This window comes from Novosphingobium decolorationis (assembly GCF_018417475.1).
GTDB lineage: Bacteria > Pseudomonadota > Alphaproteobacteria > Sphingomonadales > Sphingomonadaceae > Novosphingobium > Novosphingobium decolorationis.
In genome coordinates this window covers 4,455,151-4,476,864 of sequence record NZ_CP054856.1, presented here as the reverse complement: position 1 = coordinate 4,476,864, position 21,714 = coordinate 4,455,151, and the positions used below count along the sequence as shown (strand labels likewise).

Sequence of the window (21,714 nt, the reverse complement as noted above, 5' to 3'; positions counted from 1 at the left end):
TACTATTAAACGATCAGTGCGCCGTTTCGCCGCCCTCATCCCTGGCGAACATGTGCAAGGCAAGCGCGATGATCGTGCCCAGCACCAGCCCGAGCAGCGCCGACACCACGGCGTAGGACACCCAGCCGGTCACCCCGCCCAGCGCCCCCGACGCCTGCGCCACCGCGTGCTCGACACCGTGGGCAAAATGCGCCGGAGCCGGCAGGCCCAGCTCCTCAAGGCCATGGAGGATGATGCCCCCGCCGACCCACAGCATCGCCAGCATACCCACGAAGCTCAGCACCTTGAGTACAATCGGCATCGCCTTCAGCAGGAAACGCCCGACGGCCTGCGCCATTTCGGAAGGCTTGCGCGCCAGGTGCAGGCCGACATCGTCCATCTTCACTATGAGGGCGACCGCGCCATAGACGCAGAAGGTGATGACGAGGCCGACGATGGCCAGCGTGATCGCGCGCGTGACCAGCCCCTCGTCGCTGACTTCGGACAGCGCGATCGCCATGATCTCGGCCGAGAGGATGAGGTCGGTACGGATCGCGCCCTTGGTGCGCGCCTTCTCGAAGGCGACCGGGTCCTTGATCTCGTCCTCCAGCGTCTCGCCGTGCTTGGTGCCCGAGAGCTTCTCGATCACCTTTTCCGCGCCCTCGAAGGAGAGAAACAGGCCGCCCGCCATCAGGATCGGGGTGATCGCCTGGGGCAGGAAGGCGCTCAGGACCAGCGCGATGGGGAGCAGGATCACCAGCTTGTTGAAGATCGAGCCCTTGGTGATGCGCCAGATCATCGGCAGTTCGCGGTCGGGCGTGAAGCCGGTGACGTAGCCGGGCGTCACCGCGGCATCGTCGATCACCACGCCCGCGGCCTTGCTCCCCGCCTTGGCCACGCCCGCCCCGACATCGTCGATCGAGGCAGAGGCCGCGCGGGCAATGACCGAAACGTCGTCGAGAAGGGCGACAAGACCGGTGGGCATCGTAAAGGGATCCTCATGAAAAACGGGGCAGAAGGCCCCTCGAGACGACATGCGGGGGATTTTTTCGGCAATCAAGCGAAAGCCGCCGGAACCCGCGCTTTTCGGGGGCCTTCCACCCCATCGCAGCGGCCTTGCGTGCGCCCCCGATCATGAAAAAACGCGAACGGCGCCTTAAAGCTCCCGCCGCCTCACCGTTCTTCCCCATGACCGGAGCGAACAACCAAACGCTCTCACAACTTTCTGAAACTGGGGAATTAAATCATGTCTGTCATCAACACCAACATCTCCGCCATCCGTGCTTCGAACGCCTCGATCGCCGCCAACAAGATGCTCGGCGTGTCGATGGAACGCCTCTCGACCGGCAAGCGCATCAACTCGGCCAAGGACGATGCCGCAGGCCTTGCCATCTCGACCTCGATGACCTCGCAGATCCGCGGCATGAGCCAGGGCATGCGCAACGCCAACGACGGCATCAGCCTTGCCCAGACCGCCGACGGCGCGCTTTCGGAAGTCACCAACATGCTCCAGCGCGTTCGTGAACTGGCCATCCAGTCGGCCTCCGGCACCTACCAGAACACCGACCGCACCGCGATGCAGCAGGAAGTGACCGCGCTGACCGAGCAGATCGACGATGTCCTCTCGCAGTCCGAATTCAACGGCAACACGCTGTTCTCGACCACCTCGGGCACCGACCTGACCTTCGACATCCAGACCGGCGCCAACTCGGGCGAGACGGTCACCCTGACCTCCACCGCGATCAACGGCACGCTGATCGACGCCACCGCGCTCGATGTCTCGACCGCAGCGACCGCCACGACCACGCTCGACAACGTCGACACCGCGCTTGATGAAGTGAACGCCACCCGCGCCTCGCTCGGCGCCGGCCAGAACCGCCTCGAATCGGTGGTCAACAACCTCACCAGCACGGTGACCAACCTCTCCGACGCCCGCAGCCGCATCGAGGACGCCGACTACGCAGTGGAAACGACCGCGATGGCCAAGGCGCAGATCCTCAGCCAGGCGTCGACGGCGATGATCGCCCAGGCCAACCAGGCCCAGCAGAACGTGATGAGCCTCCTGCGCTAAGCGCGGCAAGCCTCAGACCAACCAGGTCCCGAAAGCACCCGGTGGGGAATAGTCCCCACCGGGGCAATCGCGTTGCGGCGTGCGGGCCGATGGCGCTCAGCGGTCGCCGGGCAGATTGTCGGGCGTCGCAACGGCAGAGGCCGGCGCGCGGGCGCCACCCTCCCCCTCTTCCAGCACATCCGCCCGCGTGCGCCCGGCCGGCACGAAGTCCTCCGGGTTGCCCGGTGTCTCGGGCACCAGCCGCCAGACGGTGTTCGACAGGTCATCGCAGATGATGAGCGCGCCGCGCGGATCAAAGGTCACGCCTACCGGACGCCCCCGGGTCAGGCCATCCTCGCCGCGAAAGCCGGTGACGACATCGACCGGATCGCCTGCCGGCCGCCCGTTGCTGAAAGGCACGAAAACGACCTTGTAGCCCACCGGATCGCTGCGGTTCCAGCTGCCGTGCTCACCCACGAAGGCACCTTGGGCAAAGCGCTCCCCCATGATCGGGGCGGAGAACGCGACCCCCAACGCCGCGACATGGGCGCCCAGCGCGTAGTCGGGCTTGATCGCCGAGGCGACGAGGTCGGGCCGCGCGGGCTTGACCCGGGTGTCCACGTTCTGCCCCCAGTAACTGTAGGGCCAGCCGTAGAACGCCCCGTCGCGTACCGAGGTCAGGTAGTCGGGCACAAGATTCGCGCCCAGCTCGTCGCGCTCGTTGGCGACCGCCCAGAGCTCGTCGCTGCCCGGGCGGAAGGCGAGCGCAGTCGGGTTGCGGATGCCGGTGGCAAAGGGGCGATGCATGCCGGTGCGCGCGTCGATCTGCCAGACCATCGCGCGATCCTCCTCCACGTCCATGCCCCGGTCGCCCACATTGCTGTTCGAGCCGATGCCGACATAGAGGAAACGCCCGTCCGGGCTCGCCGCCAGCGACTTGGTCCAGTGGTGGTTGATCTTCTCGGGCAGCTTGGTGACCCGGATCGGCGGCGCATCGGCCCTGGTCTGCCCGTCCCGGTAGGTAAATCGCACAAGCTCGCCCTGGTTGGCGACGTAGATCATGCCGTTCGCGAAGGCGAGGCCATAGGGCGCGTCGAGCCCGTCGGCAAAGACACTGCGCGCCTCGTAGGTGCCATCGCCATCGCCATCGCGCAGCAGCGTCAGGCGGTTTCCGCCCTCCACGGAGGTCTTGCCCTTGGCCTTGATGTAGCCTGCGATGATGTCCTTGGGACGAAGCTTGGGCGCATGGCCGCCGCTGCCCTCGGCAATCAGGATATCGCCATTGGGCAGCACAAGGCTCTGGCGCGGCACCTTGAGGTCGGTGGCGATGGCGGTAATCGTGTAACCTTCGGGAACCTGCGGCCGGGCATCGCCCCAGGACGCGGGATTGGCGATCTCCATGTTGGGCAGAAGCCCGCGCTGCGTGTCGGGAAGTTGCGGGTTCTCGCCATACTCGGGCGCCTCACTGCCGCCCGAACAGGCCGTGAGCGCCGCGCAGGCCGCCAGCGTGCCGAAGCAGGAACGTACCCTCATGCCGTCTCTCCCTTGCGCAGCGTGGCAAAGCCGAACCAGACCGCGACGAGCGCCAGGCCCGTCACCAGGATCGAGAGGACAAGGCCGGTCGGCATCGAGGCCCAGCCGTCCTTGGCGTGGATGAAGGAATTGACGAGCCCGATGGCGAAGGTCACCACCACCAGCACGAGGTAGATGATGCCCCGGCCAAGGCCGCGAATGGTATCCACCAGCGCGAACACCAGCGCCAGCCCCAGGAACAGGAGCGCACCGGCGTTGAGCCAGGAGGCAAAGTTGGTCCACTGCACCTCGTAGCTGGCGGCATAGGCCCAGTCGCTCAGCAGCGTGCCCGCAAAGAGCGGCAGGGATCCGGCCAGAAGTGCAGCGTGCACCGGGTGCAGCGCGCGCGCCGGAGCGGGACGAAATCGATGAGAAGGAGGCATGGCGGCGATCCCATGTCAGGAGGAGGAAATGGCCGGGCTGCGCCAAGGGCGCCGCGCACAGCGACACCCCCTCACAAAGCGGGAACGACCGCCTTGTTCCAAGAACCTCTCAAAATCGCCGTAATTCAATAGACTTGCGGAGGTTTCCTCGCAGAAATAGCGAGGAAAGAAGTAGGTAGATTCAAGGGGTCATCACCCCTTGACCCCCAAATGGGCCACCTCGCCCTTCTCAGCCGAGGTAGCGCGCGGGGCGTGAGGTGGATGGTATCGGGAGCCCGAGGGCGATGGCCCTCGGACCTGATTATTCTTCTTTGGACCGAACTTTAGAATTCGACTTCAAGTTCTTCCATTTCCTCAGGTTCGGCCTTGGCTGCGGCGATCCACTCGGCCATCGGCGCCCACTCGGTGATGGTCTTGCAGTAGGCAAGGCACGGCGCGGAAACGGCGACCGCATAGGTAAGGAAGCGGGTGGCGACGGGCGCGTACATGGCATCGGCCACGGTGGGGTGCTCGCCGAAGAGGAACGGCCCGCCGTAGGTTTCGAGGCACTCGGTCCAGACCGCCTCGACCCGCTCGATGTCAGGACGCGCGCCCGAGAAGACGGGAAAGCTGTCGTGGCGCACCTTGAGGTTCATCGGCAGCGCCGAGCGCAGGTTGGTGAAGCCCGAATGGATCTCGCCAGAGACCGAGCGGCAGTGGGCGCGCGCGATGCGGTCTTCGGGGAAGAGGTGGGCATCGGGGCATTCCTCGTTCAGGAACTCGGCAATGGCGAGGACGTCCCACACGCTCGCCCCATCGTAGGTAAGGCGCGGCACCAGCACCGAGGGCGAGAGCAGGAGCAGTTCGGCCCGGTTGTTGGCGTCGTTGGGCACCGGCTTCTCGATCACCTCGAGCCCGGCCAGGCGGCACATCAGCCAGCCGCGCAGCGACCAGGCCGAATAGGTCTTGCTGGAGATCGTGAGAGTTGCCTTCTCGGGCACCTTGGCCCCTGCCTTCACCTTGCCATCAGGCGTGGACGCCGTCTCAACCATGGCTCGTATCCTTCTTCCTCGTCTGGCCGCTCACCGGAGAGCCTATCACTCCTGCGGGCTTGACGCACTGCGGAAATGCCTCTCTTACGAAAGGCGGTTTCGCTTGCATCCGGCAATGATGCAGCGCAGCATGACGGGTGCATCGTGCCTGCGCAAGGGCGTGGCGTCACCCGGCAACGGAGCGCGGCGCATGACGCGCGGGACACTCGCGGAAGACAAGGGATAAGCCCCATGCTTTACGACGCCTATGAGGCCACCAACGATCTCCTCGCCCCCTCGCGGTTTGCCGCGAAGATGGCGCGGCGCTTCCGCGACGAGGTGCTCGATGGCGCGAAAGACATGCCCTTTGCCCGCCGCCTCTTCGCGCTGGCCGAAGTCTACGAAAAGGCCGCGATCACGCACAAGCGCCCGTCCTACGGCATCGACAGCGTACCCTGCGGCAACCGGGAGACTCAGGTTGTCGAGGAAGTGCTCATGGACCTGCCCTTCGGCGACCTCCTCCACTTCGCCAAGCCCGATGTCGCGGTGCCCCAGCCCAAGGTGCTGATCGTGGCGCCGATCTCGGGCCACTTCTCGACCCTTTTGCGCAACACGGTCGAGACCATGCTGTGCGACCACGACGTCTACATCACCGACTGGAAGAACGCGCGCGACGTGCCGCTGTCCGCCGGCGATTTCGGGCTCGACGACTATATCGACTACATCATCACCTTCCTGCAGGAGCTGGGCGATCCGGTCGCACGCAAGGGGGCCAACGTGCTGGCCGTGTGCCAGCCCTGTGTCCCCGTGCTGGCTGCGGTGGCGATCATGGCGGGGGACGATGACCCCTGCCAGCCGCGCACGATGACGCTGATGGGCGGGCCGATCGACGTGCGCGAATCGCCCACGCTGGTGAACGAGCTTGCGACCACCAATTCCTACGACTGGTTCGCCGCGAACATGATCCAGACCGTACCCTGGCGCCATCGCGGGGCCGGGCGGCGGGTCTATCCCGGCTTCCTCCAGCTCACCGCCTTCATGTCGATGAACATGGGTCGCCACATCGACCAGTTCCGCAAGCTCTACCAGGCGCTCGCCGACGAGGACACCGCCGCCGTCACCAAGATCGAGAGCTTCTACGACGAGTACTTCGCGGTGCTCGACCTCACCGAGGAGTTCTACCTCGAGACCATCGACAAGGTGTTCCAGCGCGCGCTCCTTGCCAAGGGCGAGCTGACCTTCCGGGGCGAGCCGGTGGACTGCGGCGCGATCCGCAAGACCGCCCTCCTCACCGTCGAGGGGGAGCGTGACGATATCTGCGCGGTGGGCCAGACCGCGGCCGCGCACCTCCTGTGCACGAGCCTGCGCCCGCACCTGAAGCAGCACCACCTCCAGCCGGGCGTGGGCCACTACGGCACCTTCTCGGGCTCGAAGTGGGAAAAGCAGGTCTACCCCCAGGTCAAGAACCTGATCCTTGCGATGAACTGATCCCCGCCTGTGCACCGCTGGGACAATTTGTCCCGGCGATCATCGCCTTGCCGCGCGTGACAGGCCCTGTGTTCCACGCTAGGCGCATGACCACCATGTACGCCCTTCGCTCCTTCCTTGCGCGCCGCCTCTGGCTCTTCGCGCTCGTGATCGCGATGGCGCTGGCCATGAAGGCGCTGGTCCCGGCCGGCTTCATGATCGAGAGCGCGGGCGCGAAGGTCCTCACGGTCGAGATCTGCGACAGCCAGGGGCACACCCGCCTCCAGAAGATCGCACTTCCGGGCAAGCCCGACACCTCTTCGCAGCAGCAACAGCACGCGAAGGCGGCGAAGGAATGCCCCTTCACCGCGCTCTCCGCCCATGCCCTGGGCACTGCGGACCCGGCACTTCTGGCGCTGGCGCTCGCCTTCATCCTGGCGCTGGGCTTCGTGCCCACGCCGCCACTGCGGCTGGTCCGAGCCCGCTACTGGACCCCGCCGCTGCGCGCCCCGCCCCACCTGTCCTGATCCCCTGAGCCCCCGCACCACACGTCGGGGCCTCTTCCTCGCGAACATCGCCCCCGCGATGCGCCGCCTCGTGCGGCCACGCAGCGCTGTTCGCCCGATCTTCGCATTCAGGACATCCCATCACCATGCAGACCTCTTTCGTGCGCGCTGCGCGCACCGCTCTTTACGCCAGTACCGTCCTCGCCCCCGCCCTTGGTGCCGCCACCGCCGCGAAGGCCGACGAGGCCCCGCCCCCGCTCACCGTGGTCGAGGGCCACATGCCCGATCCCACCGTGGTCGGATCGCACCTTTCCGAGCAGGACCTCCATGAAAAGGCCGCCGCGGCCAGCGATACCGCGCAGGTCCTTGCGCGCATCGCGGGGGTCTCGGCCAACACCGGCGGCGGCTTTTCGGCCATGCCCGCGATCCGCGGCCTCTCCGAGCAGCGCCTGCGCATCACCGTCGATGGCCAGCCGATCGACATGGCCTGCCCCAACGACATGAATTCGCCGCTCTCCTATACCAACCCGCAGACGCTGGCCGCGCTGACCGTGATCCCGGGCGTTTCCCCGGTGAGCCTGGGCGGCGACACCATCGGCGGCGTGATTGCCGCCGAGAGCGCAGTCCCGGTCTTCGCGAAGGACGGATCGCTTCTGGTGACCGGCCGCGCGGCGGGCTACTACCGCTCGAACGGCAACGCCTTTGGCACCTCGCTTTCGCTGACGCTGGCGGGCGAGAACCTCTCGGCCACCTACACCGGCGCCTACACCCAGTCCGACAATTACAAGGCGGGCGGGCACCTGGGCACCGTCCACTCCAGCGAATACGCCAAGACCGACCACGCGCTCGCCCTTGCGCTGCGCACCGAGGCGGGCCTCATCGAGCTCAAGGGTGGCTACCACTACAGCCCCTACGAAGGCTTCGTGAACCAGTCGATGGACATGACCGACAACCGCTCCTGGTTCGTGCAGGGACGCTTCCGGGGGGAGTACGACTGGGGCAAGGCCGACCTTTCGGCGAGCTACCGCGACACCGACCACACGATGAACTTCCTGGAGGACAAGCTCCCCGGCTCCATGCCGATGGAAACGCGCGTCCACACCTTCACCAGCGCGGCCAGGTTCGAGATCCCGGTAAACGAGCACCATGTCCTGAAAACCGGGCTGGAATACCACCACCAGTGGCTCAACGACTGGTGGCCGCCGGTCGAAGGCTCGATGATGATGGGGCCCAACGCCTTCGTGAACATCAACGAGGGGGCGCGCAACCGCGTGGGCGCCTACGGGGAATGGACCGGCGACTGGACCTCCAATCTCACCACCACGCTGGGCCTGCGCTATGACCGGGTGGAGATGAACACCGGCGATGTCGCCCCTTATGGCACGGGCATGATGCAGGCCGCCGACGTCGCTGCCGCGGCCGCCTTCAACGCCGCCGACCGCCGCCGCACCGACAACAACTGGTCGGGCTCGGCCCTCGTGCGCTGGACGCCAAGCGCGGCGCTTTCGGTCGAACTGGGCTATGCCCACAAGGTACGCTCACCCAACCTCTACGAGCGCTACACCTGGGGGCGCGGATCGATGGCGAGCCGCATGATCGGCTGGTACGGCGATGGCAACGGCTATGTCGGCGACATCGCGCTCGATCCCGAGCGCGCCGACACCTTCAGCGCCGCCTTCGCGCTCTCCCCGGCAAAGGACGTGCACCTGAAGGTCTCGCCCTACTACACGCACGTGAACGACTATATCGACGCGAACGTGATCCGCACGCTCAGTGAACGCGCCGTCCAGCTCCAGTTCGCCAACACCGATGCCGAGTTCTACGGCGTGGATGTCTCGGCCGACGCAGTCCTCCATGGCAGCGCCGAACAGGGCACCCTCCTCACCGCGACGCTGGCCTATGTGCATGGCCAGAACACCGGGGCCGACGCGCCGCTCTACCACCAGATGCCGCTCAACGCCGCGCTTGCCCTCACCCACCGGACCGGCGCGCTGGAGCTGACCGGCGGCGTCGAGTGGGTGGACCGCAAGGACCGCGTCGACACCCGCCGCAACGAGCCCGAGACTTCGGCCTACGCCCTCGTCAATCTGGGCGCGGCCTATACCCTGCAAGGCTGGCGCCTCGGGATCGAGGCCACCAACCTCTTCGACAAGGGCTACTACCTGCCGCTTGGCGGCATGGCGCTGGGCGATCTCGCCGCAACCGACACCTGGCGCCCGGTCGCCGGACAAGGCCGCAGCGTGAACCTGTCGATCTCGACTGCGTTCTGATCGTTTCAGGCCAGACGAGAAAGGGGCGCGCCCGAACCACGGGCGCGCCCCTTTCTCCTTCACTCAGATCACCTGGTCAGTTGGCGAGCGGCGCGGCGGTCGAGGCGTCCACCGGAAGCCCGCCCAACTGGTCGACCAGCTTGGTGTAGGCGTCGAGATAGGCCAGGACGATGATCTGGCCGATCTGCGTATTCTGGTACCCGCTCGCACCGGCCCCGGCGAAAGCCCCTCCAAACGAGGCGCCCGCGCCCGAGCCATTGAAGCTGACATCGGACTTGCGCGCATAGCCCTCGGTCAGGGCCTCCTCGACCGTGGTGCGGGCATTCACCACCGAAAGGGTTACGTTGGCCTCGCCCTTGCGCACGTTGAGGCCTCCGGCCATGCGGCCCACGCCGCGCCCGAAGATGCCACCGACACCGCCGAGCACGCCGCCCAGCGCGTTGCCGCCCGAATTCTTGTTGGTCGAGACGATGTCGGGCTGAAGGAAGTAGTCCGCTGCACGGATCTGTCCCTTGCCGATGTTCGATCCCGCCTGAAGCTCGCCCTGTTCGGCCAGCGCGCGTTCCATCGCGCTGTTCTCCAGCGAGCGCCCCCGATTGACCAGCGTGAAACAGCGCGACTTCTGCACGAAGACGCGCAGGATCGCCTCGGGACTGCCCAGGCTGTACTCGCGCCACCACTTCACGTCCGGCTCGATGATGGACACGGTGCCCAGGTTCTTCTGGCAGACCGGGATCTGCTGCTGCCCCTGCTCCTGCTGCTTGCGCGCCGAGGAGGTCCCTTGCGCGAACGCCGGCGCGGCCATGCCGCACACCGCCGGCGCGGCCAATACCCAAGCCCATTTCGTCATATCGATATCCTTTCCTCCCGCAAAAATGGCCTGACGCACCAATAGCCGCAACAAAATACGAGACATGACGGTGTTTTTAACACCTCTCAAAAGTATAAATTTGCAAATTTATACATGAATTACTTAAGTCCGCCTTGCTCATGGACCCCTGAAAGGACCGGCCCTGCTGCATTCCCGAGGTATTACGGGGCCAGGCTCGCCTCGCCCGGCAACTGCGAGCGGATACGGACCGTCACCGCAGCGAAGGCCCGGCCACAAAGCATTTTCCTACACCCCTTGCCCCAGGGTAGGACGGTAAGCATGCCCCTGCGCGTCCCGCACGGGACGGGAATGGCGGTCTCGGGGCATGGCCGGACGTGTGGCGCATGGGGGGCAGGTATGGAAGAATGCCTTCGGCAAGAGGGTCTGGCAGTGGCCCTCGCGGGGCGCGGGTTCCGCCTCCTTACGGCGAGGCCCTGGCCCACCCCCGCAGCCATGACCGTGCGATGCGCAAAAAGTACTGGGCGAATTGGCAAGACTTGATACTTTGATGATCTTCCATGACCATTCGACGATGCGGGGCATTTCATGTTGAGACGGCGGCTGGTGCCAATTCCGGCAATCGTGATGGCCGCGTTTTTCGTGAGCGCTGCGTCCGATGACGACCCGATCGTCGTCGAAAGATCTCGTGAAACGAATGTCGTTGCTGCCGGGGAGTGGGAAGTGCGGATCTCGCGTTCCTATCGCTTCGGCAAGAGCCTGGACGGAAGGAACGATACGCGAGCGCTCGGCCAGGAGCGCACGTTCAAGTTCTGTCTGCACGACACGCAGATTGAGCTGTTTGTTCGGCAACTGGTGGGCGATGGGCAGTCGGACGCCGCCTCGAGCACCACGTGCCGTCCCATGCGCATGGACATAAAGGACGGGCACGTTCATGCGTCCCAGGTCTGCAACGGGGGAAGCGTCAGCGTTGAAGACCCGGAGACCAATCGGACCTCGACGCAACCCTCCAGATTGCACCTGAATGTCGATGGGGCATTCGATGTCGCTTCGCTCAAGATCGATTTCGAGAGCCGGCGAGAGCTTTTGGCGCATGATGGTCTTGCTGCCCACCACCCCGATCTGATGCGCTGGTCCATCGCTGGCCGGAAAATGGGCGGGTGCTGAAACTCGCCTGGCATCGACGGCTTCATGCGCAAGGCCCAGCCGCACAGCAGTAAGGCGCAGACGGATAGGGGGACAGATGACACCTCTCCCCCTGGACCGTGTCAACTGTGTCAACCTGCGTGTCACCCGACGTGTCACATATGCCCCTGCGAATCTGCGAAGGCGACTTGCATTTGGCCCGCAATCGGCTAAAGGCGCCGCTTCCCACGCGTTCGCACACGGATTCGCGGGAAACATGAAGAAAGCCGGAGGGGCCCCGCAATGGTGCGGCAAGCCAGCGATCGGTTAGACAGATAAAGGAAGCTGCAGTGCCGCTTTACGAGCACGTGTTCCTGGCGCGCCAGGATCTGAGCCAGTCGCAGGTTGATGCGCTGGCCGCCGCCGCCACCGAGATCGTCGAGAGCCACGAGGGCAAGGTCACCAAGACCGAGACCTGGGGCCTCAAGAACCTCGCCTACAAGATCAAGCGTAACCGCAAGGCTCACTTCGTGATGCTGAACATCGAGTGCCCCGGCGACACCATCGCCGAGCTCGAGCGCCAGACGCAGATCAACGAAGACGTCATCCGCTACATGACCATCAAGGTCGAAGAGCACGAAGGTGGCCCTTCGGTCCAGATGCGCAAGAACGACCGCGACAACCGTCGCCGTCGCGACCGGGAGAACTGATCCATGGCACGTGCATTCTTCCGCCGCCGCAAGTCCTGCCCGTTCTCGGGCAAGAACGCGCCCAAGATCGACTACAAGGACGTGCGTCTCCTCCAGGGCTTCATGTCCGAGCGTGGCAAGATCGTTCCCAGCCGCATCACCGCGGTGTCCGCCAAGAAGCAGCGTGAGCTGAGCCAGGCCATCAAGCGCGCCCGGCACATCGGCCTGCTGCCCTTCATCGTCAAGTAAGGGAGGAATTACCTCATGGATATCATCCTCCTCGAACGCGTCGAGAAGCTCGGCAACATCGGCGACGTCGTCACCGTCAAGGACGGTTTCGCGCGCAACTTCCTGCTGCCGAACAAGAAGGCCCTTCGCGCCAACGAAGCCAACAAGAAGGTCTTCGAAGCGAACCGCGCCAAGATCGAAGCCGACAACGCTGAGAAGCGTTCGGCTGCCGAGAGCCACTCGAGCAACGTCGAAGGCAAGCAGGTCGTCCTGATCCGCGCCTCGTCGAACTCGGGCCAGCTCTACGGTTCGGTCACCGTGCGTGACATCGCAGAAGCCCTGAACGCCGAAGGCGCGCAGGTCACCAAGCAGATGATCGTGCTCGAGCACCCGATCAAGACCCTCGGCGTCTTCGACGTGCGCGTCTCGCTGCACCCCGAAGTCGCGGTCAACGTCCAGGTCAACGTCGCACGTTCGACCGACGAAGCCGAACTGCAGGCCCAGGGCGTCAACGTCATGGAAGCCATGTTCGAAGAAGACACCAGCGGCTTCACCGAAGCTTACGATCCCAACGCCGAGCCCGGCGAGATCGCAGTCGAGGAAGACGCTCCTGCCGAGGACGGCGAAGAGCAGGCCTGAGCCTCCTCTTCCTGACCTTCAGGACACGAAAGACCCCCGCGCCGGACCGGCTGCGGGGGTTTTTTCGTGGCGCCTCCACCTGTTGCACCCGCGCAACGCTTACCCCCCAGGCCGAACGCGATGCCTACGCCTGCCCTTGCACTGCAACATGAATTGCGTAACTACAGGCGATGCAAAACAGAATAGATCAGATCCACGCGGAATTGGTCCGCGTCTATGAAACCGCCGTCGCCACCCTCAAGGCCGACATCGCCGCCTTCGTCGAGCACGGCACCCTTCCCCCTCCCGAACGCCGCAGCCAGCGGGAGTGGACCTACCCCGAACTCACCGTGCGCTATGCCGGAAACGAGCGCGAAGCCGTCTACGGCCGCGCCTTCGGCCGCCTCGTCGAGACGGGCACGTACGCGACCACGATCACAAGGCCGCACCTTTTTGCCGATTACCTGAAGGAGCAGCTCACCCTCCTCGATGCCGAATACGAGATCGAGATCGAGGTCGGACGCTCGGACCAGGAAATCCCCTTCCCCTACGTTCTGGACGGCATTGGCGTGGGCACCGCCACCCCGCAGCAGCTTGCCGCCCACTTCCCGAGCACCGACCTTGCCATGATCGGCGATGAAATCGCCGATGGCCTGATGATCTTTGACGAGAACGATCCCAAGCCCCTGGCGCTCTTCGATGGGCTGCGCACCGACTTCAGCCTGGCCCGCCTCGCGCACTACACCGGCACCAGCCCCGACCACTGCCAGAAGTTCATCCTCTTCACGAACTACCACCGCTACGTCGACGAGTTCGTGGACTGGGCGGGCACGCAGATCGGCCAGGACGGCTTCACCGCGCTGGCCGGTGCGGGCGGGCTCTATCTCGACGAGCCGACCGACAACGCCCGCGCGCGCCTGTCCGACACCGCCTGGCGCCGCCACCAGATGCCCGCCTACCACCTCGTGCGCGAGGACAAGTCGGGCATCACGCTCGTCAACATCGGCGTTGGCCCCTCCAACGCCAAGACGATCACCGATCACCTCGCAGTCCTGCGCCCCGAAGCCTGGCTGATGATCGGCCACTGCGGGGGCCTGCGCGAAACGCAGCGCATCGGCGACTTCGTGCTCGCCCACGCGTACCTGCGCGACGACAAGGTCCTCGATCCCGTTCTGCCGCCCGAGATCCCCCTGCCCGCCATCGCCGAGGTCCAGCAGGCGCTTGCCGAGGCGGCCGAGATCGTCAGCGGCGATAGCGGTGCCAACCTCAAGAAGCGCATGCGCACCGGCACCGTCGTCACCACCGACGACCGCAACTGGGAGCTGCGCTACACCGCCTCGGCCCACCGCTTCAGCCTCTCACGCGCCATTGCCATCGAGATGGAGAGCGCGACCATCAGCGCCCAAGGGTACCGCTTCCGCGTCCCCTACGGCACCCTGCTGTGCGTCTCGGACAAGCCGCTCCACGGCGAACTGAAGCTGCCAGGCCAGGCCAACCGCTTCTACGAGGAAGCCATTGCCGGACACCTCAAGATCGGCCTCCACGCCTGCGCCCTGCTGCGCGCCGAGGGTGACAGCCTGCACAGCCGCAAGCTGCGCGCCTTCGACGAACCTCCGTTCCGGTAAGCCTCGCAGAAACAGCAACGAAAAAGGCCGGGACGCGTTGTTCGCGTCCCGGCCTTTTTTATGTCTGAAGTAAAGGCTTACCAGCCCGTCTTCTGCCCCTTGTTCTGCTTGTCGAGCCAGTCCTTGAGCGGCGCGAAGTAGTCGAGCATCGGCTTGGCGCTCATCTTCGAGGAGCCGGTGAACGCCTTGAGCGCTTCGGGCCAGGGTTTGGACATGCCCATGCTCAGCATCGCCTCGAGGTTCTTGCCCACTTCCTTGTTGCCGTAGAAGCTGCAACGGTGCAGCGGCCCGGTCCATCCGGCCTGCTTGCACGCGGCCTGGTAGAACTGGAACTGCAGGATCCGGGCAAGGAAATAGCGCGTGTAAGGCGTATTGCCGGGAATGTGGAACTTGGCGCCCGCATCGAAGCCGTCCGCAGGACGCTCCACCGGCGGCACGATACCCTGGTACTCCAGACGCATCTTGGTCCACGCCGAGTTGTACTGCGCAGGCGTGATCGAACCATCGAAGATACCCCAGCGGTAGCGGTCGATCATCAGGCCAAACGGCAGGAAGGCCACCTTGTCCATCGCCTGGCGCAGGAGCAGGCCGATATCCTTGTCCGCACTCGGCACCTTGGCGGCATCGAGCAGGCCGATCTGGACGAGATAACGCGGCGTGATCGAGAGCGCCACGAAGTCACCGATCGCCTCGTGGAAGCCATCGTTGGCCCCGTTGAGGTACAAGTAGGGCTGCGCGTTGTAGGCGCGCTGGTAGTAGTTGTGGCCCAGTTCATGGTGGATCGTAACGAAGTCCGTCGAATTCACCTTGGTGCACATCTTGATGCGGATGTCGTCCTTGTTGTCGACATCCCAGGCCGAAGCATGGCAGATCACCTCACGGTCGGCGGGCTTGGTGATCATCGAGCGCGTCCAGAATGTACCGGGAAGCGGATCAAAGCCGAGCGAGGAATAGAAGCCCTCGCCGGTCTTCACCATGTCGACAGGTGTCTGGCCCTTCGCCTTGAGCAGATCGCCGATATCATAGCCCAGATCGCCCGCACCTTCGGGCGCGACGAGCGGGTAGATGCTCCCCCATTCCTGCGCCCACATGTTGCCAAGCAGATCGGCACGGATCGGCCCGGTCTGCGGCTGCACGTCCGCACCGTACTTCGCGTTGAGCTTGTTGCGGACATAGGTATGCAGTGCGAGGTAGAGCGGCTTGACCTCCTGCCACAAGCGCTCGGTCTCGGCGGCGAAGGCTTCGGGCTCCATGTCGTAGCCCGAGCGCCACATCGCGCCGACGTCGGCGTAGCCAAGTTCACGAGCACCGGTGTTGCCGATCTCGACCATGCGCACATAGTCGTCCTTCATCGGCGCACCGACATTGTCGTGCCAGCTCGCCCACATCTCGGCAAATTCGGCCGGCGTGTGATCGAGGTTGCCCATCTCCTCCTCGATGTCCGAGCCGTTGATCTCCGCACCATTGAGCGTGCCGCGGCCCTTGCCATAGGTCGCGCTGAGATCAGTCATGATCGTGCCCAGCTCGTCCGCCGCGCCAGGGGTCGTCGGCGCGGGCATGACGATACCCTGGCTCAGGATCCCGAGCTTGCGCACAACGTCCGGATCAAGCCCCGGGATGTCCTTGTAGCGCGCGGCTTCGACCGCGTAGGACACCTGCTTCTCCGTCAGCTCAGCGTTCGAGCTGGACGCGAGCGCGTTGGTGTCATCGGTGATGTAGGTGCTGTTCACCCAGTTGACGCGCGCATTGTCGAGCGAGAAGTCGGACAGGTCCTGTTCGGCCGCAGCTACGAAATCCGCAGCCCCTTGCGCGGTGTGCGGATAGCTCGCCGCGGGTTCCTGGGCCCAGGCGGCGGGAGCTGCGGTAAAGGACAAGCCCGCCGCCAGCGCGGCAACAGCTATGGTCGCTCGTTTCATGGAAAGAAAATCACCCTGTTATGTGTCTGTCGGACCGGAAGACTAGCCAATGGTCCGACAAGATCAACATAAGAGACAGGGCAAACCGCAAGGGCGCGGGCCAGAATCAGTCGAGAAGGAACTCGGCCATCGCACGCCCCATCTCCTTGAACGTCACCGAGGACATGTGATTTCCCGGCGTTTCGGCGTAGTGACCATCGGGCAAGGCATCGGCCAGCTCCTGCGCTTTGCCGTTGTCCTCATCGTCCGCGCCACACACGCACAGTGTCGGCATGGTGATGCGCGCCAGCTCCGAAGGCGCGGTATCGTCGACAGACCCCAGCAGCAGCCGCGCGGCTTCGCGGTCAATCTTCATCGTCTTCATGAATGCCTGGGCTACGAACGCCGGATCCCCGCGCTCGATGGAACCGAAACGGTCGATGGCGTCGACGAAATGGGCCGAACGGCGCGCCCAGCCTGAAAGCCCGGACAGACCCATTCCCGCCAGGATCAGACGGCGCGGTGCCAGGCCTGCCAGTACACCGCGCGCAGAGGTGCGCGAGCCCAGCGAGAAACCGCCTAGGTCATAATCCTTCAGTTCGAGCTCGGCGATGATGCTCTTGAGGTCCTCGACCAGGACATCCTCGGGGTAGGCGCGCGGATCGTGCGGCGCCTCGCTTTCACCATGCGCGCGAAGATCGGGCATGTAGATCCGGAAGCCCGCATCAACGAGGATTTGCGCATTGCCGTACTTGATCCAGTTCACGTGCGCGCTGGAGAACAGGCCATGGAGCAGGACCAGCGGACGTCCGCTTGCCTCTCCCATGCAATGCACCACCAGCTTGGTATCGGCGAAACCCTCAACGATCCGGCTTTCGATCTCACTCACGCGCGCGCCCTTTCTCATAGCACAAGAGGCAGGCACCGGCCCTGTGGGACCGGCGTCCTACCTCTCACCGGCGGTCTTTGCGCGGCTCGGCGCGATCTTGCAACCTTAGCCGGAGGCTTTCTCGTCCCACTGGTCGAAGGCTTCAAGGGCCTGTGCGGCATACATCGCGGAAGGACCCGCCCCCATGTAGACCGCAAGCCCCATGGCCTCGGCGATTTCCTCACGCGTCGCGCCCGCCCTCTGCGCACCCGAGGAATGGTAGGTGATGCAGGGCGCGCAGCGCACCGCCACGCCGATAGCCAGCGCGATCAACTCCTTGGTCCTGGTGTCGAGGGCGCCGGGCGCGAGGGCTGCCTTACCCATCTCCGAAAAGGCCTGCATCGGCCCCGGCGAGCTCTTCTTGAGTTCGCCAATGGCCGGGTTCAGGTCCTTCGCCATCTGCGGCCAGTCGTGAAAGTTGCTCTTCGACATACCCTCTACCTCCTTGATGGGAGCACTGTGCGCCCCGCGATCCGCGTGTCGCCTTGCGCCAGATCAAGAGCCACCAAACGCAGGCCCACCTTCCATGGCAGCGCCACCCTTGCCGCACTATCGGGGTATGTCCCGAGGCTTGCTTGCTACATGGAGTGCGAAGCGAGAGGTTCACACAAAGAAGAACCCCCGCCAGGTCACCTGACGGGGGTTCTTCGAAATCCGTTTCGCGAAGGTGCGGAAATCAGCCCTTCTTGAGGTGGCGACGGCCGAGCAGTTCGGCGATCTGCACCGCGTTGAGCGCGGCACCCTTACGCAGGTTGTCCGAGACACACCACAGCGCGAGGCCGTTCTCGACCGTAGGGTCTTCGCGCACGCGGCTGATGTAGGTGGCGCTGTCGCCCACGCACTCGACGGGGGTGACGTAACCGCCGTCCTCACGCTTGTCGACGAGCATCACGCCCGGAGCTTCGCGCAGGATGTTCTGCGCTTCCTCGGCCGAGACTTCCTTCTCGAACTCGATGTTGAGCGATTCGGAGTGGCCCACGAAGACCGGCACGCGCACGCAGGTTGCGTGGAGCTTGATCTTGGGATCCATGATCTTCTTGGTCTCGACGACCATCTTCCACTCTTCCTTGGTGGAACCATCGTCGAGGAAGACGTCGATGTGCGGGATCACGTTGAAGGCGATCTGCTTGGTGAACTTCTTGGGCTCAACCTGGTCACCCACGAAGATCGCGCGGCTCTGTTCGAACAGCTCGTCCATGCCCTGCTTGCCCGCGCCGGAAACCGACTGATAGGTCGAGACGACGACGCGCTTGATGCCGAAAGCATCGTGGAGCGGCTTGAGCGCGACAACCATCTGCGCGGTCGAGCAGTTGGGGTTGGCGATGATGTTGCGCTGCGTGTAGCCATCAATCGCGTCCGGGTTCACTTCCGGCACGATGAGCGGCACGTCGGGCTCCATGCGGTAGAGCGACGAGTTGTCGATCACGACGCAGCCCTGCGCAGCCGCCTTGGGCGCGTAGATCTTCGTCGGGCCCGAGCCGGCCGCGAAAAGTGCGATGTCCCAGCCCGTGAAATCGAAGTGCTCGATGTTCTTGACCTTGAGTTTCTTGCCGGTCTCGCCGAAATCAATCTCCGTGCCGGTGGAACGCGATGAAGCAACCGCTGCGATCTCGTCGCAGGGGAACTCGCGCTCGGCAAGGATGCTCAGCATTTCGCGGCCGACATTTCCGGTCGCGCCGACGACGGCTACCCGGTAACCCATTTCAAGATCCTTCTTGGCTTAACACGCAAGGGCCCATGCCCGAGCGTGAAGGCGGGCCGTTACAGGGTCCTGCCCCCAATGACAAGCGCCCTTTGCCATTGATTGCGCAAAATGCGTCCGATTGAGGTAAAAGATTACGCAAACAACGGCAAGTACACGCAAAATCAGTCGACCATCAGGTCGTTCCGCCCCCGATACGACTGTGACAAAAGGAAAAGGGCGCCAACCGAAGCGACGCCCTTTTCCCTGTTCTCAATCCGATGATCGGCACGCTCAGTGCGCGGTCGCCCCGCTCACACCGCCGTGGGCCGGAGGCGCGGCCGCAAGTTCGTCCGCCTCGGTCCACTCGATGGGCTCGAGCGTTTCGGTCAGCGCGCGGGCCAGCACCTCGTCAACATGGCTGACGGGAATGATGTCGAGGCCCTGCTTCGCGTTCTCGGGGATCTCGGCGAGATCCTTGCGGTTCTCTTCGGGGATCAGCACCGTGGTGATGCCGCCGCGCAGCGCCGCCAGAAGCTTTTCCTTGAGACCACCGATGGGGAGCACGCGCCCACGCAGCGTCACTTCACCGGTCATCGCGACGTCCTTGCGCACCGGCACACCGCTGAGCGTCGAGACGATGGAAGTCACCATGCCGATACCCGCCGAGGGACCGTCCTTGGGCACGGCGCCTTCGGGAAGGTGAATGTGGATGTCGCGCTTGTTGAAGATGCTCGGCTTCACACCGTAGGCGGGCGAACGGGCCTTCACGAAGCTCCAGGCGGTCTGGATCGATTCGTTCATGACTTCGCCCAGCTTGCCGGTCGCCTTGATCTGGCCCTTGCCCGGAACGGTCACGCTTTCGATGGTCAGCAGTTCGCCGCCCACTTCGGTCCAGGCGAGGCCCGTCACCGCGCCAACCTGGTTCTCCTCTTCCGAGTTGCCGTGGCGGAACTTCTGCACACCCGCGTAGTCGGCAAGGTTCTCGGGCGTGATGGTCACGCTCTTGGTCTTGCCTTCGAGGATCTGGCGCAGCGACTTGCGCGCGAGGCGCGCGATCTCACGCTCCAGCGTACGCACGCCCGCCTCGCGGGTGTAGTACCGGATAAGGTCGCGAAGGCCCGCTTCGGTCAGCGTGAACTCGCCGTCCTTGAGGCCATGCGCCTCGACCTGCTTGGCCACGAGGTGGCGCTCGGCAATCTCGACCTTCTCGTCCTCGGTGTAGCCTTCGAGACGGATGATCTCCATGCGATCAAGCAGCGCCTGCGGCAGGTTGAGGCTGTTCGCGGTGCACACGAACATCACGTCGGACAGATCGATGTCGAGTTCGAGGTAATGGTCCTGGAACTTGGCGTTCTGTTCAGGATCGAGCACCTCGAGCAGCGCCGACGCCGGATCGCCACGGAAGTCCTGACCCAGCTTGTCGATCTCGTCGAGCAGGAAGAGCGGGTTCGACTTGCCCGCCTTGCGCAGGTTCGAAACGATCTTGCCGGGCAGCGAGCCGATGTAGGTGCGGCGGTGGCCACGAATCTCGGCCTCGTCACGCACGCCGCCCAGCGACTGGCGAATGAACTCACGGCCCGTCGCCTTGGCAATCGACTTGCCCAGCGAGGTCTTGCCCACGCCCGGAGGCCCGACGAGGCACAGGATGGGTCCCTTGAGCTTGTTGGTGCGCGCCTGCACCGCGAGATACTCGATGATGCGGTCCTTGACCTTGTCGAGCGCGTAATGGTCAGCGTCGAGCACGTCCTGCGCGGTCGAGATGTCGCGCTTGAGCTTGCTCTTCTTGCCCCACGGCAGGCCCAGGAGAATGTCGAGATAGTTGCGTACGACGGTCGCTTCCGCGCTCATCGGCTGCATCGACTTCAGCTTCTTGAGCTCCGCGTTCGCCTTTTCGCGCGCTTCCTTCGACAGCTTGGTCTTCTCGATCTTGACCTGCAGCTCCTGCAGTTCGTTGGCTTCCTCGCCTTCGCCGCCGCCGAGCTCGGACTGGATCGCCTTGAGCTGTTCGTTGAGGTAATATTCGCGCTGGGTCTTTTCCATCTGGCGCTTCACGCGCCCCCGGATCTTGCGCTCGACCTGCAGGACGCCGAGTTCGCCTTCCATGAAGGAATAGACCATTTCCAGACGCTTGAGCGGATCATCCTCGGAGAGGACAGCCTGCTTGTCGGAAACCTTGGCGGAAAGCTGTGCAGCAACCGTATCCGCGAGCTTGGCCGCGTCCTCGATATCGTCGAGCTGGTCGCCCGCGTCCTGGCTCAGCTTCTTGTTGAGCTTGGCGTATTCGTTAAACTGGTCGATGACCGAACGCATCATCGCCGAGACTTCGGTGCCTTCGGCTTCGACGCCCTCGAGCTTCTCCACTTCGGCCAGCAGCATCTCGCCATCGTCGGTCTGCTCGGCGCGCAGGCGCTCCAGCTTCGCACGCTCCTGTCCTTCGACGAGAACACGCACGGTGCCGTCAGGAAGCTTCAGCAGCTGGAGAACGCTGGCGATCACGCCGGTGTCGTAGAGATCATCGCGGTCGGGATCGTCGCAGCCCGGATCGAGCTGCGCGAGAAGGAAGATGTCCTTGTCGCCTGCCATCGCGGCTTCGAGGGCCGCTACCGATTTTTCACGGCCGACAAACAACGGCACGACCATGCCGGGAAAGACGACGATGTCACGGAGCGGAAGCAGGGGCAGCAGGTTCAAGGGCATTTCCATCTGGTCTTGTTCGTGGAGGGCCGTAACGGCCACCCACCTTAGAGTGTTCCACGATATGGGGGCGAATTATCAATCCGCAATGGAGTTAGCGCGCAAAGCCTTGTGGAAGTGCTTCACAGGCCCTGCGGCAGTTCCCCTTGGCCTGTTCAATCG

At 64.4% G+C, this 21,714-nt stretch carries 19 protein-coding genes; 9 read left to right on the top strand and 10 right to left on the bottom strand.

The window, feature by feature from the left end:
- Positions 1-13: 13 nt before the first annotated feature.
- Entirely contained in the window at positions 14-964 is a 951-nt protein-coding gene (locus HT578_RS20730; RefSeq protein WP_039394541.1) for a DUF808 domain-containing protein, read from the bottom strand.
- Positions 965-1,225: 261 nt separating this feature from the next.
- Here HT578_RS20730 and HT578_RS20725 point away from each other — a divergent pair, with 261 nt between their 5' ends.
- Positions 1,226-2,050, top strand: coding sequence for a flagellin N-terminal helical domain-containing protein (locus HT578_RS20725; protein ID WP_213501289.1), 825 nt, complete (start codon positions 1,226-1,228; stop codon positions 2,048-2,050).
- Positions 2,051-2,146: 96 nt separating this feature from the next.
- Here the strand turns inward: HT578_RS20725 and HT578_RS20720 are convergent, their stop codons facing one another.
- From HT578_RS20720 to HT578_RS20710, 3 genes are all read right to left on the bottom strand, one after another.
- The gene (locus HT578_RS20720) at positions 2,147-3,562 is read right to left on the bottom strand and encodes a PQQ-dependent sugar dehydrogenase (RefSeq protein WP_213501288.1); all 1,416 of its coding nucleotides are present in this window, start codon (positions 3,560-3,562) and stop codon (positions 2,147-2,149) included.
- Entirely contained in the window at positions 3,559-3,984 is a 426-nt protein-coding gene (locus HT578_RS20715) for a DUF2231 domain-containing protein (protein ID WP_213501287.1), read from the bottom strand. Before HT578_RS20715 ends, HT578_RS20720 begins: the two co-directional genes overlap by 4 nt.
- A gap of 323 nt (positions 3,985-4,307) precedes the next feature.
- The gene (locus HT578_RS20710) at positions 4,308-5,015 is read right to left on the bottom strand and encodes a glutathione S-transferase (RefSeq protein ID WP_213501286.1); all 708 of its coding nucleotides are present in this window, start codon (positions 5,013-5,015) and stop codon (positions 4,308-4,310) included.
- Positions 5,016-5,246: 231 nt separating this feature from the next.
- Here HT578_RS20710 and HT578_RS20705 point away from each other — a divergent pair, with 231 nt between their 5' ends.
- From HT578_RS20705 to HT578_RS20695, 3 genes are all read left to right on the top strand, one after another.
- The gene (locus HT578_RS20705) at positions 5,247-6,482 is read left to right on the top strand and encodes a polyhydroxyalkanoate depolymerase (protein ID WP_213501285.1); all 1,236 of its coding nucleotides are present in this window, start codon (positions 5,247-5,249) and stop codon (positions 6,480-6,482) included.
- 86 nt (positions 6,483-6,568) lie between these two features.
- Positions 6,569-6,988 carry a DUF2946 family protein gene (locus HT578_RS20700; protein ID WP_213501284.1) on the top strand — a complete coding sequence of 140 codons (420 nt, stop codon included), beginning with the start codon at positions 6,569-6,571 and terminating at the stop codon, positions 6,986-6,988.
- Positions 6,989-7,113: 125 nt separating this feature from the next.
- The gene (locus tag HT578_RS20695; protein WP_213501283.1) at positions 7,114-9,237 is read left to right on the top strand and encodes a TonB-dependent receptor; all 2,124 of its coding nucleotides are present in this window, start codon (positions 7,114-7,116) and stop codon (positions 9,235-9,237) included.
- Between the two features lie 76 nt (positions 9,238-9,313).
- Here HT578_RS20695 and HT578_RS20690 read toward each other — a convergent pair whose 3' ends face one another.
- Positions 9,314-10,087, bottom strand: a complete 774-nt coding sequence (locus tag HT578_RS20690) for a CsgG/HfaB family protein (RefSeq protein ID WP_213501282.1) — start codon at positions 10,085-10,087, stop codon at positions 9,314-9,316.
- A gap of 606 nt (positions 10,088-10,693) precedes the next feature.
- On the opposite strand from HT578_RS20690, the gene HT578_RS20685 reads away from it, so the two are divergent.
- The 5 genes from HT578_RS20685 to HT578_RS20665 all read left to right on the top strand — a co-directional run bounded on the left by HT578_RS20685 (position 10,694) and on the right by HT578_RS20665 (position 14,351).
- On the top strand, positions 10,694-11,233 hold the full coding sequence (locus HT578_RS20685) for a hypothetical protein (RefSeq protein ID WP_213501281.1): 540 nt from the start codon (positions 10,694-10,696) through the stop codon (positions 11,231-11,233).
- Between the two features lie 308 nt (positions 11,234-11,541).
- Positions 11,542-11,901: a 30S ribosomal protein S6 gene (rpsF, locus tag HT578_RS20680; RefSeq protein WP_039394560.1), complete on the top strand. Its 360-nt coding sequence runs from the start codon at positions 11,542-11,544 to the stop codon at positions 11,899-11,901.
- A gap of 3 nt (positions 11,902-11,904) precedes the next feature.
- Positions 11,905-12,129: a 30S ribosomal protein S18 gene (rpsR, locus tag HT578_RS20675; protein ID WP_039284546.1), complete on the top strand. Its 225-nt coding sequence runs from the start codon at positions 11,905-11,907 to the stop codon at positions 12,127-12,129.
- Positions 12,130-12,144: 15 nt separating this feature from the next.
- Positions 12,145-12,747 carry a 50S ribosomal protein L9 gene (gene rplI, locus HT578_RS20670; RefSeq protein WP_039394563.1) on the top strand — a complete coding sequence of 201 codons (603 nt, stop codon included), beginning with the start codon at positions 12,145-12,147 and terminating at the stop codon, positions 12,745-12,747.
- 170 nt (positions 12,748-12,917) lie between these two features.
- Complete coding sequence (locus HT578_RS20665; RefSeq protein WP_039394566.1) at positions 12,918-14,351, top strand: AMP nucleosidase; 1,434 nt, start codon at positions 12,918-12,920, stop codon at positions 14,349-14,351.
- 77 nt (positions 14,352-14,428) lie between these two features.
- Here the strand turns inward: HT578_RS20665 and HT578_RS20660 are convergent, their stop codons facing one another.
- The 5 genes from HT578_RS20660 to lon all read right to left on the bottom strand — a co-directional run bounded on the left by HT578_RS20660 (position 14,429) and on the right by lon (position 21,555).
- Positions 14,429-16,267, bottom strand: coding sequence for a M2 family metallopeptidase (locus HT578_RS20660; protein ID WP_213501280.1), 1,839 nt, complete (start codon positions 16,265-16,267; stop codon positions 14,429-14,431).
- Positions 16,268-16,373: 106 nt separating this feature from the next.
- The gene (locus HT578_RS20655) at positions 16,374-17,072 is read right to left on the bottom strand and encodes an alpha/beta fold hydrolase (protein ID WP_422394401.1); all 699 of its coding nucleotides are present in this window, start codon (positions 17,070-17,072) and stop codon (positions 16,374-16,376) included.
- A 168-nt stretch (positions 17,073-17,240) separates the two neighbouring features.
- A complete protein-coding gene (locus tag HT578_RS20650; RefSeq protein WP_239026390.1) occupies positions 17,241-17,606 on the bottom strand; it encodes a carboxymuconolactone decarboxylase family protein in 366 nt (121 codons plus the stop codon).
- Positions 17,607-17,850: 244 nt separating this feature from the next.
- On the bottom strand, positions 17,851-18,876 hold the full coding sequence (locus HT578_RS20645) for an aspartate-semialdehyde dehydrogenase (RefSeq protein WP_039394569.1): 1,026 nt from the start codon (positions 18,874-18,876) through the stop codon (positions 17,851-17,853).
- 273 nt (positions 18,877-19,149) lie between these two features.
- The gene (gene lon / locus HT578_RS20640; RefSeq protein ID WP_239026647.1) at positions 19,150-21,555 is read right to left on the bottom strand and encodes an endopeptidase La; all 2,406 of its coding nucleotides are present in this window, start codon (positions 21,553-21,555) and stop codon (positions 19,150-19,152) included.
- Positions 21,556-21,714 lie beyond the last annotated feature (159 nt).

Excerpts from the sequence above, each read along its gene's own strand:
- HT578_RS20730 (WP_039394541.1), bottom strand. The coding sequence starts at position 964 with ATGCCCACCGGTCTTGTCGCCCTTCTCGACGACGTTTCGGTCATTGCC.
- HT578_RS20725 (WP_213501289.1), top strand. The coding sequence starts at position 1,226 with ATGTCTGTCATCAACACCAACATCTCCGCCATCCGTGCTTCGAACGCC.
- HT578_RS20720 (WP_213501288.1), bottom strand. The coding sequence starts at position 3,562 with ATGAGGGTACGTTCCTGCTTCGGCACGCTGGCGGCCTGCGCGGCGCTC.
- HT578_RS20715 (WP_213501287.1), bottom strand. The coding sequence starts at position 3,984 with ATGCCTCCTTCTCATCGATTTCGTCCCGCTCCGGCGCGCGCGCTGCAC.
- HT578_RS20710 (WP_213501286.1), bottom strand. The coding sequence starts at position 5,015 with ATGGTTGAGACGGCGTCCACGCCTGATGGCAAGGTGAAGGCAGGGGCC.
- HT578_RS20705 (WP_213501285.1), top strand. The coding sequence starts at position 5,247 with ATGCTTTACGACGCCTATGAGGCCACCAACGATCTCCTCGCCCCCTCG.
- HT578_RS20700 (WP_213501284.1), top strand. The coding sequence starts at position 6,569 with ATGACCACCATGTACGCCCTTCGCTCCTTCCTTGCGCGCCGCCTCTGG.
- HT578_RS20695 (WP_213501283.1), top strand. The coding sequence starts at position 7,114 with ATGCAGACCTCTTTCGTGCGCGCTGCGCGCACCGCTCTTTACGCCAGT.
- HT578_RS20690 (WP_213501282.1), bottom strand. The coding sequence starts at position 10,087 with ATGACGAAATGGGCTTGGGTATTGGCCGCGCCGGCGGTGTGCGGCATG.
- HT578_RS20685 (WP_213501281.1), top strand. The coding sequence starts at position 10,694 with ATGGCCGCGTTTTTCGTGAGCGCTGCGTCCGATGACGACCCGATCGTC.
- rpsR (WP_039284546.1), top strand. The coding sequence starts at position 11,905 with ATGGCACGTGCATTCTTCCGCCGCCGCAAGTCCTGCCCGTTCTCGGGC.
- rplI (WP_039394563.1), top strand. The coding sequence starts at position 12,145 with ATGGATATCATCCTCCTCGAACGCGTCGAGAAGCTCGGCAACATCGGC.
- HT578_RS20665 (WP_039394566.1), top strand. The coding sequence starts at position 12,918 with ATGCAAAACAGAATAGATCAGATCCACGCGGAATTGGTCCGCGTCTAT.
- HT578_RS20660 (WP_213501280.1), bottom strand. The coding sequence starts at position 16,267 with ATGAAACGAGCGACCATAGCTGTTGCCGCGCTGGCGGCGGGCTTGTCC.
- HT578_RS20655 (WP_422394401.1), bottom strand. The coding sequence starts at position 17,072 with ATGGGAGAGGCAAGCGGACGTCCGCTGGTCCTGCTCCATGGCCTGTTC.
- HT578_RS20650 (WP_239026390.1), bottom strand. The coding sequence starts at position 17,606 with ATGTCGAAGAGCAACTTTCACGACTGGCCGCAGATGGCGAAGGACCTG.
- HT578_RS20645 (WP_039394569.1), bottom strand. The coding sequence starts at position 18,876 with ATGGGTTACCGGGTAGCCGTCGTCGGCGCGACCGGAAATGTCGGCCGC.
- lon (WP_239026647.1), bottom strand. The coding sequence starts at position 21,555 with ATGCCCTTGAACCTGCTGCCCCTGCTTCCGCTCCGTGACATCGTCGTC.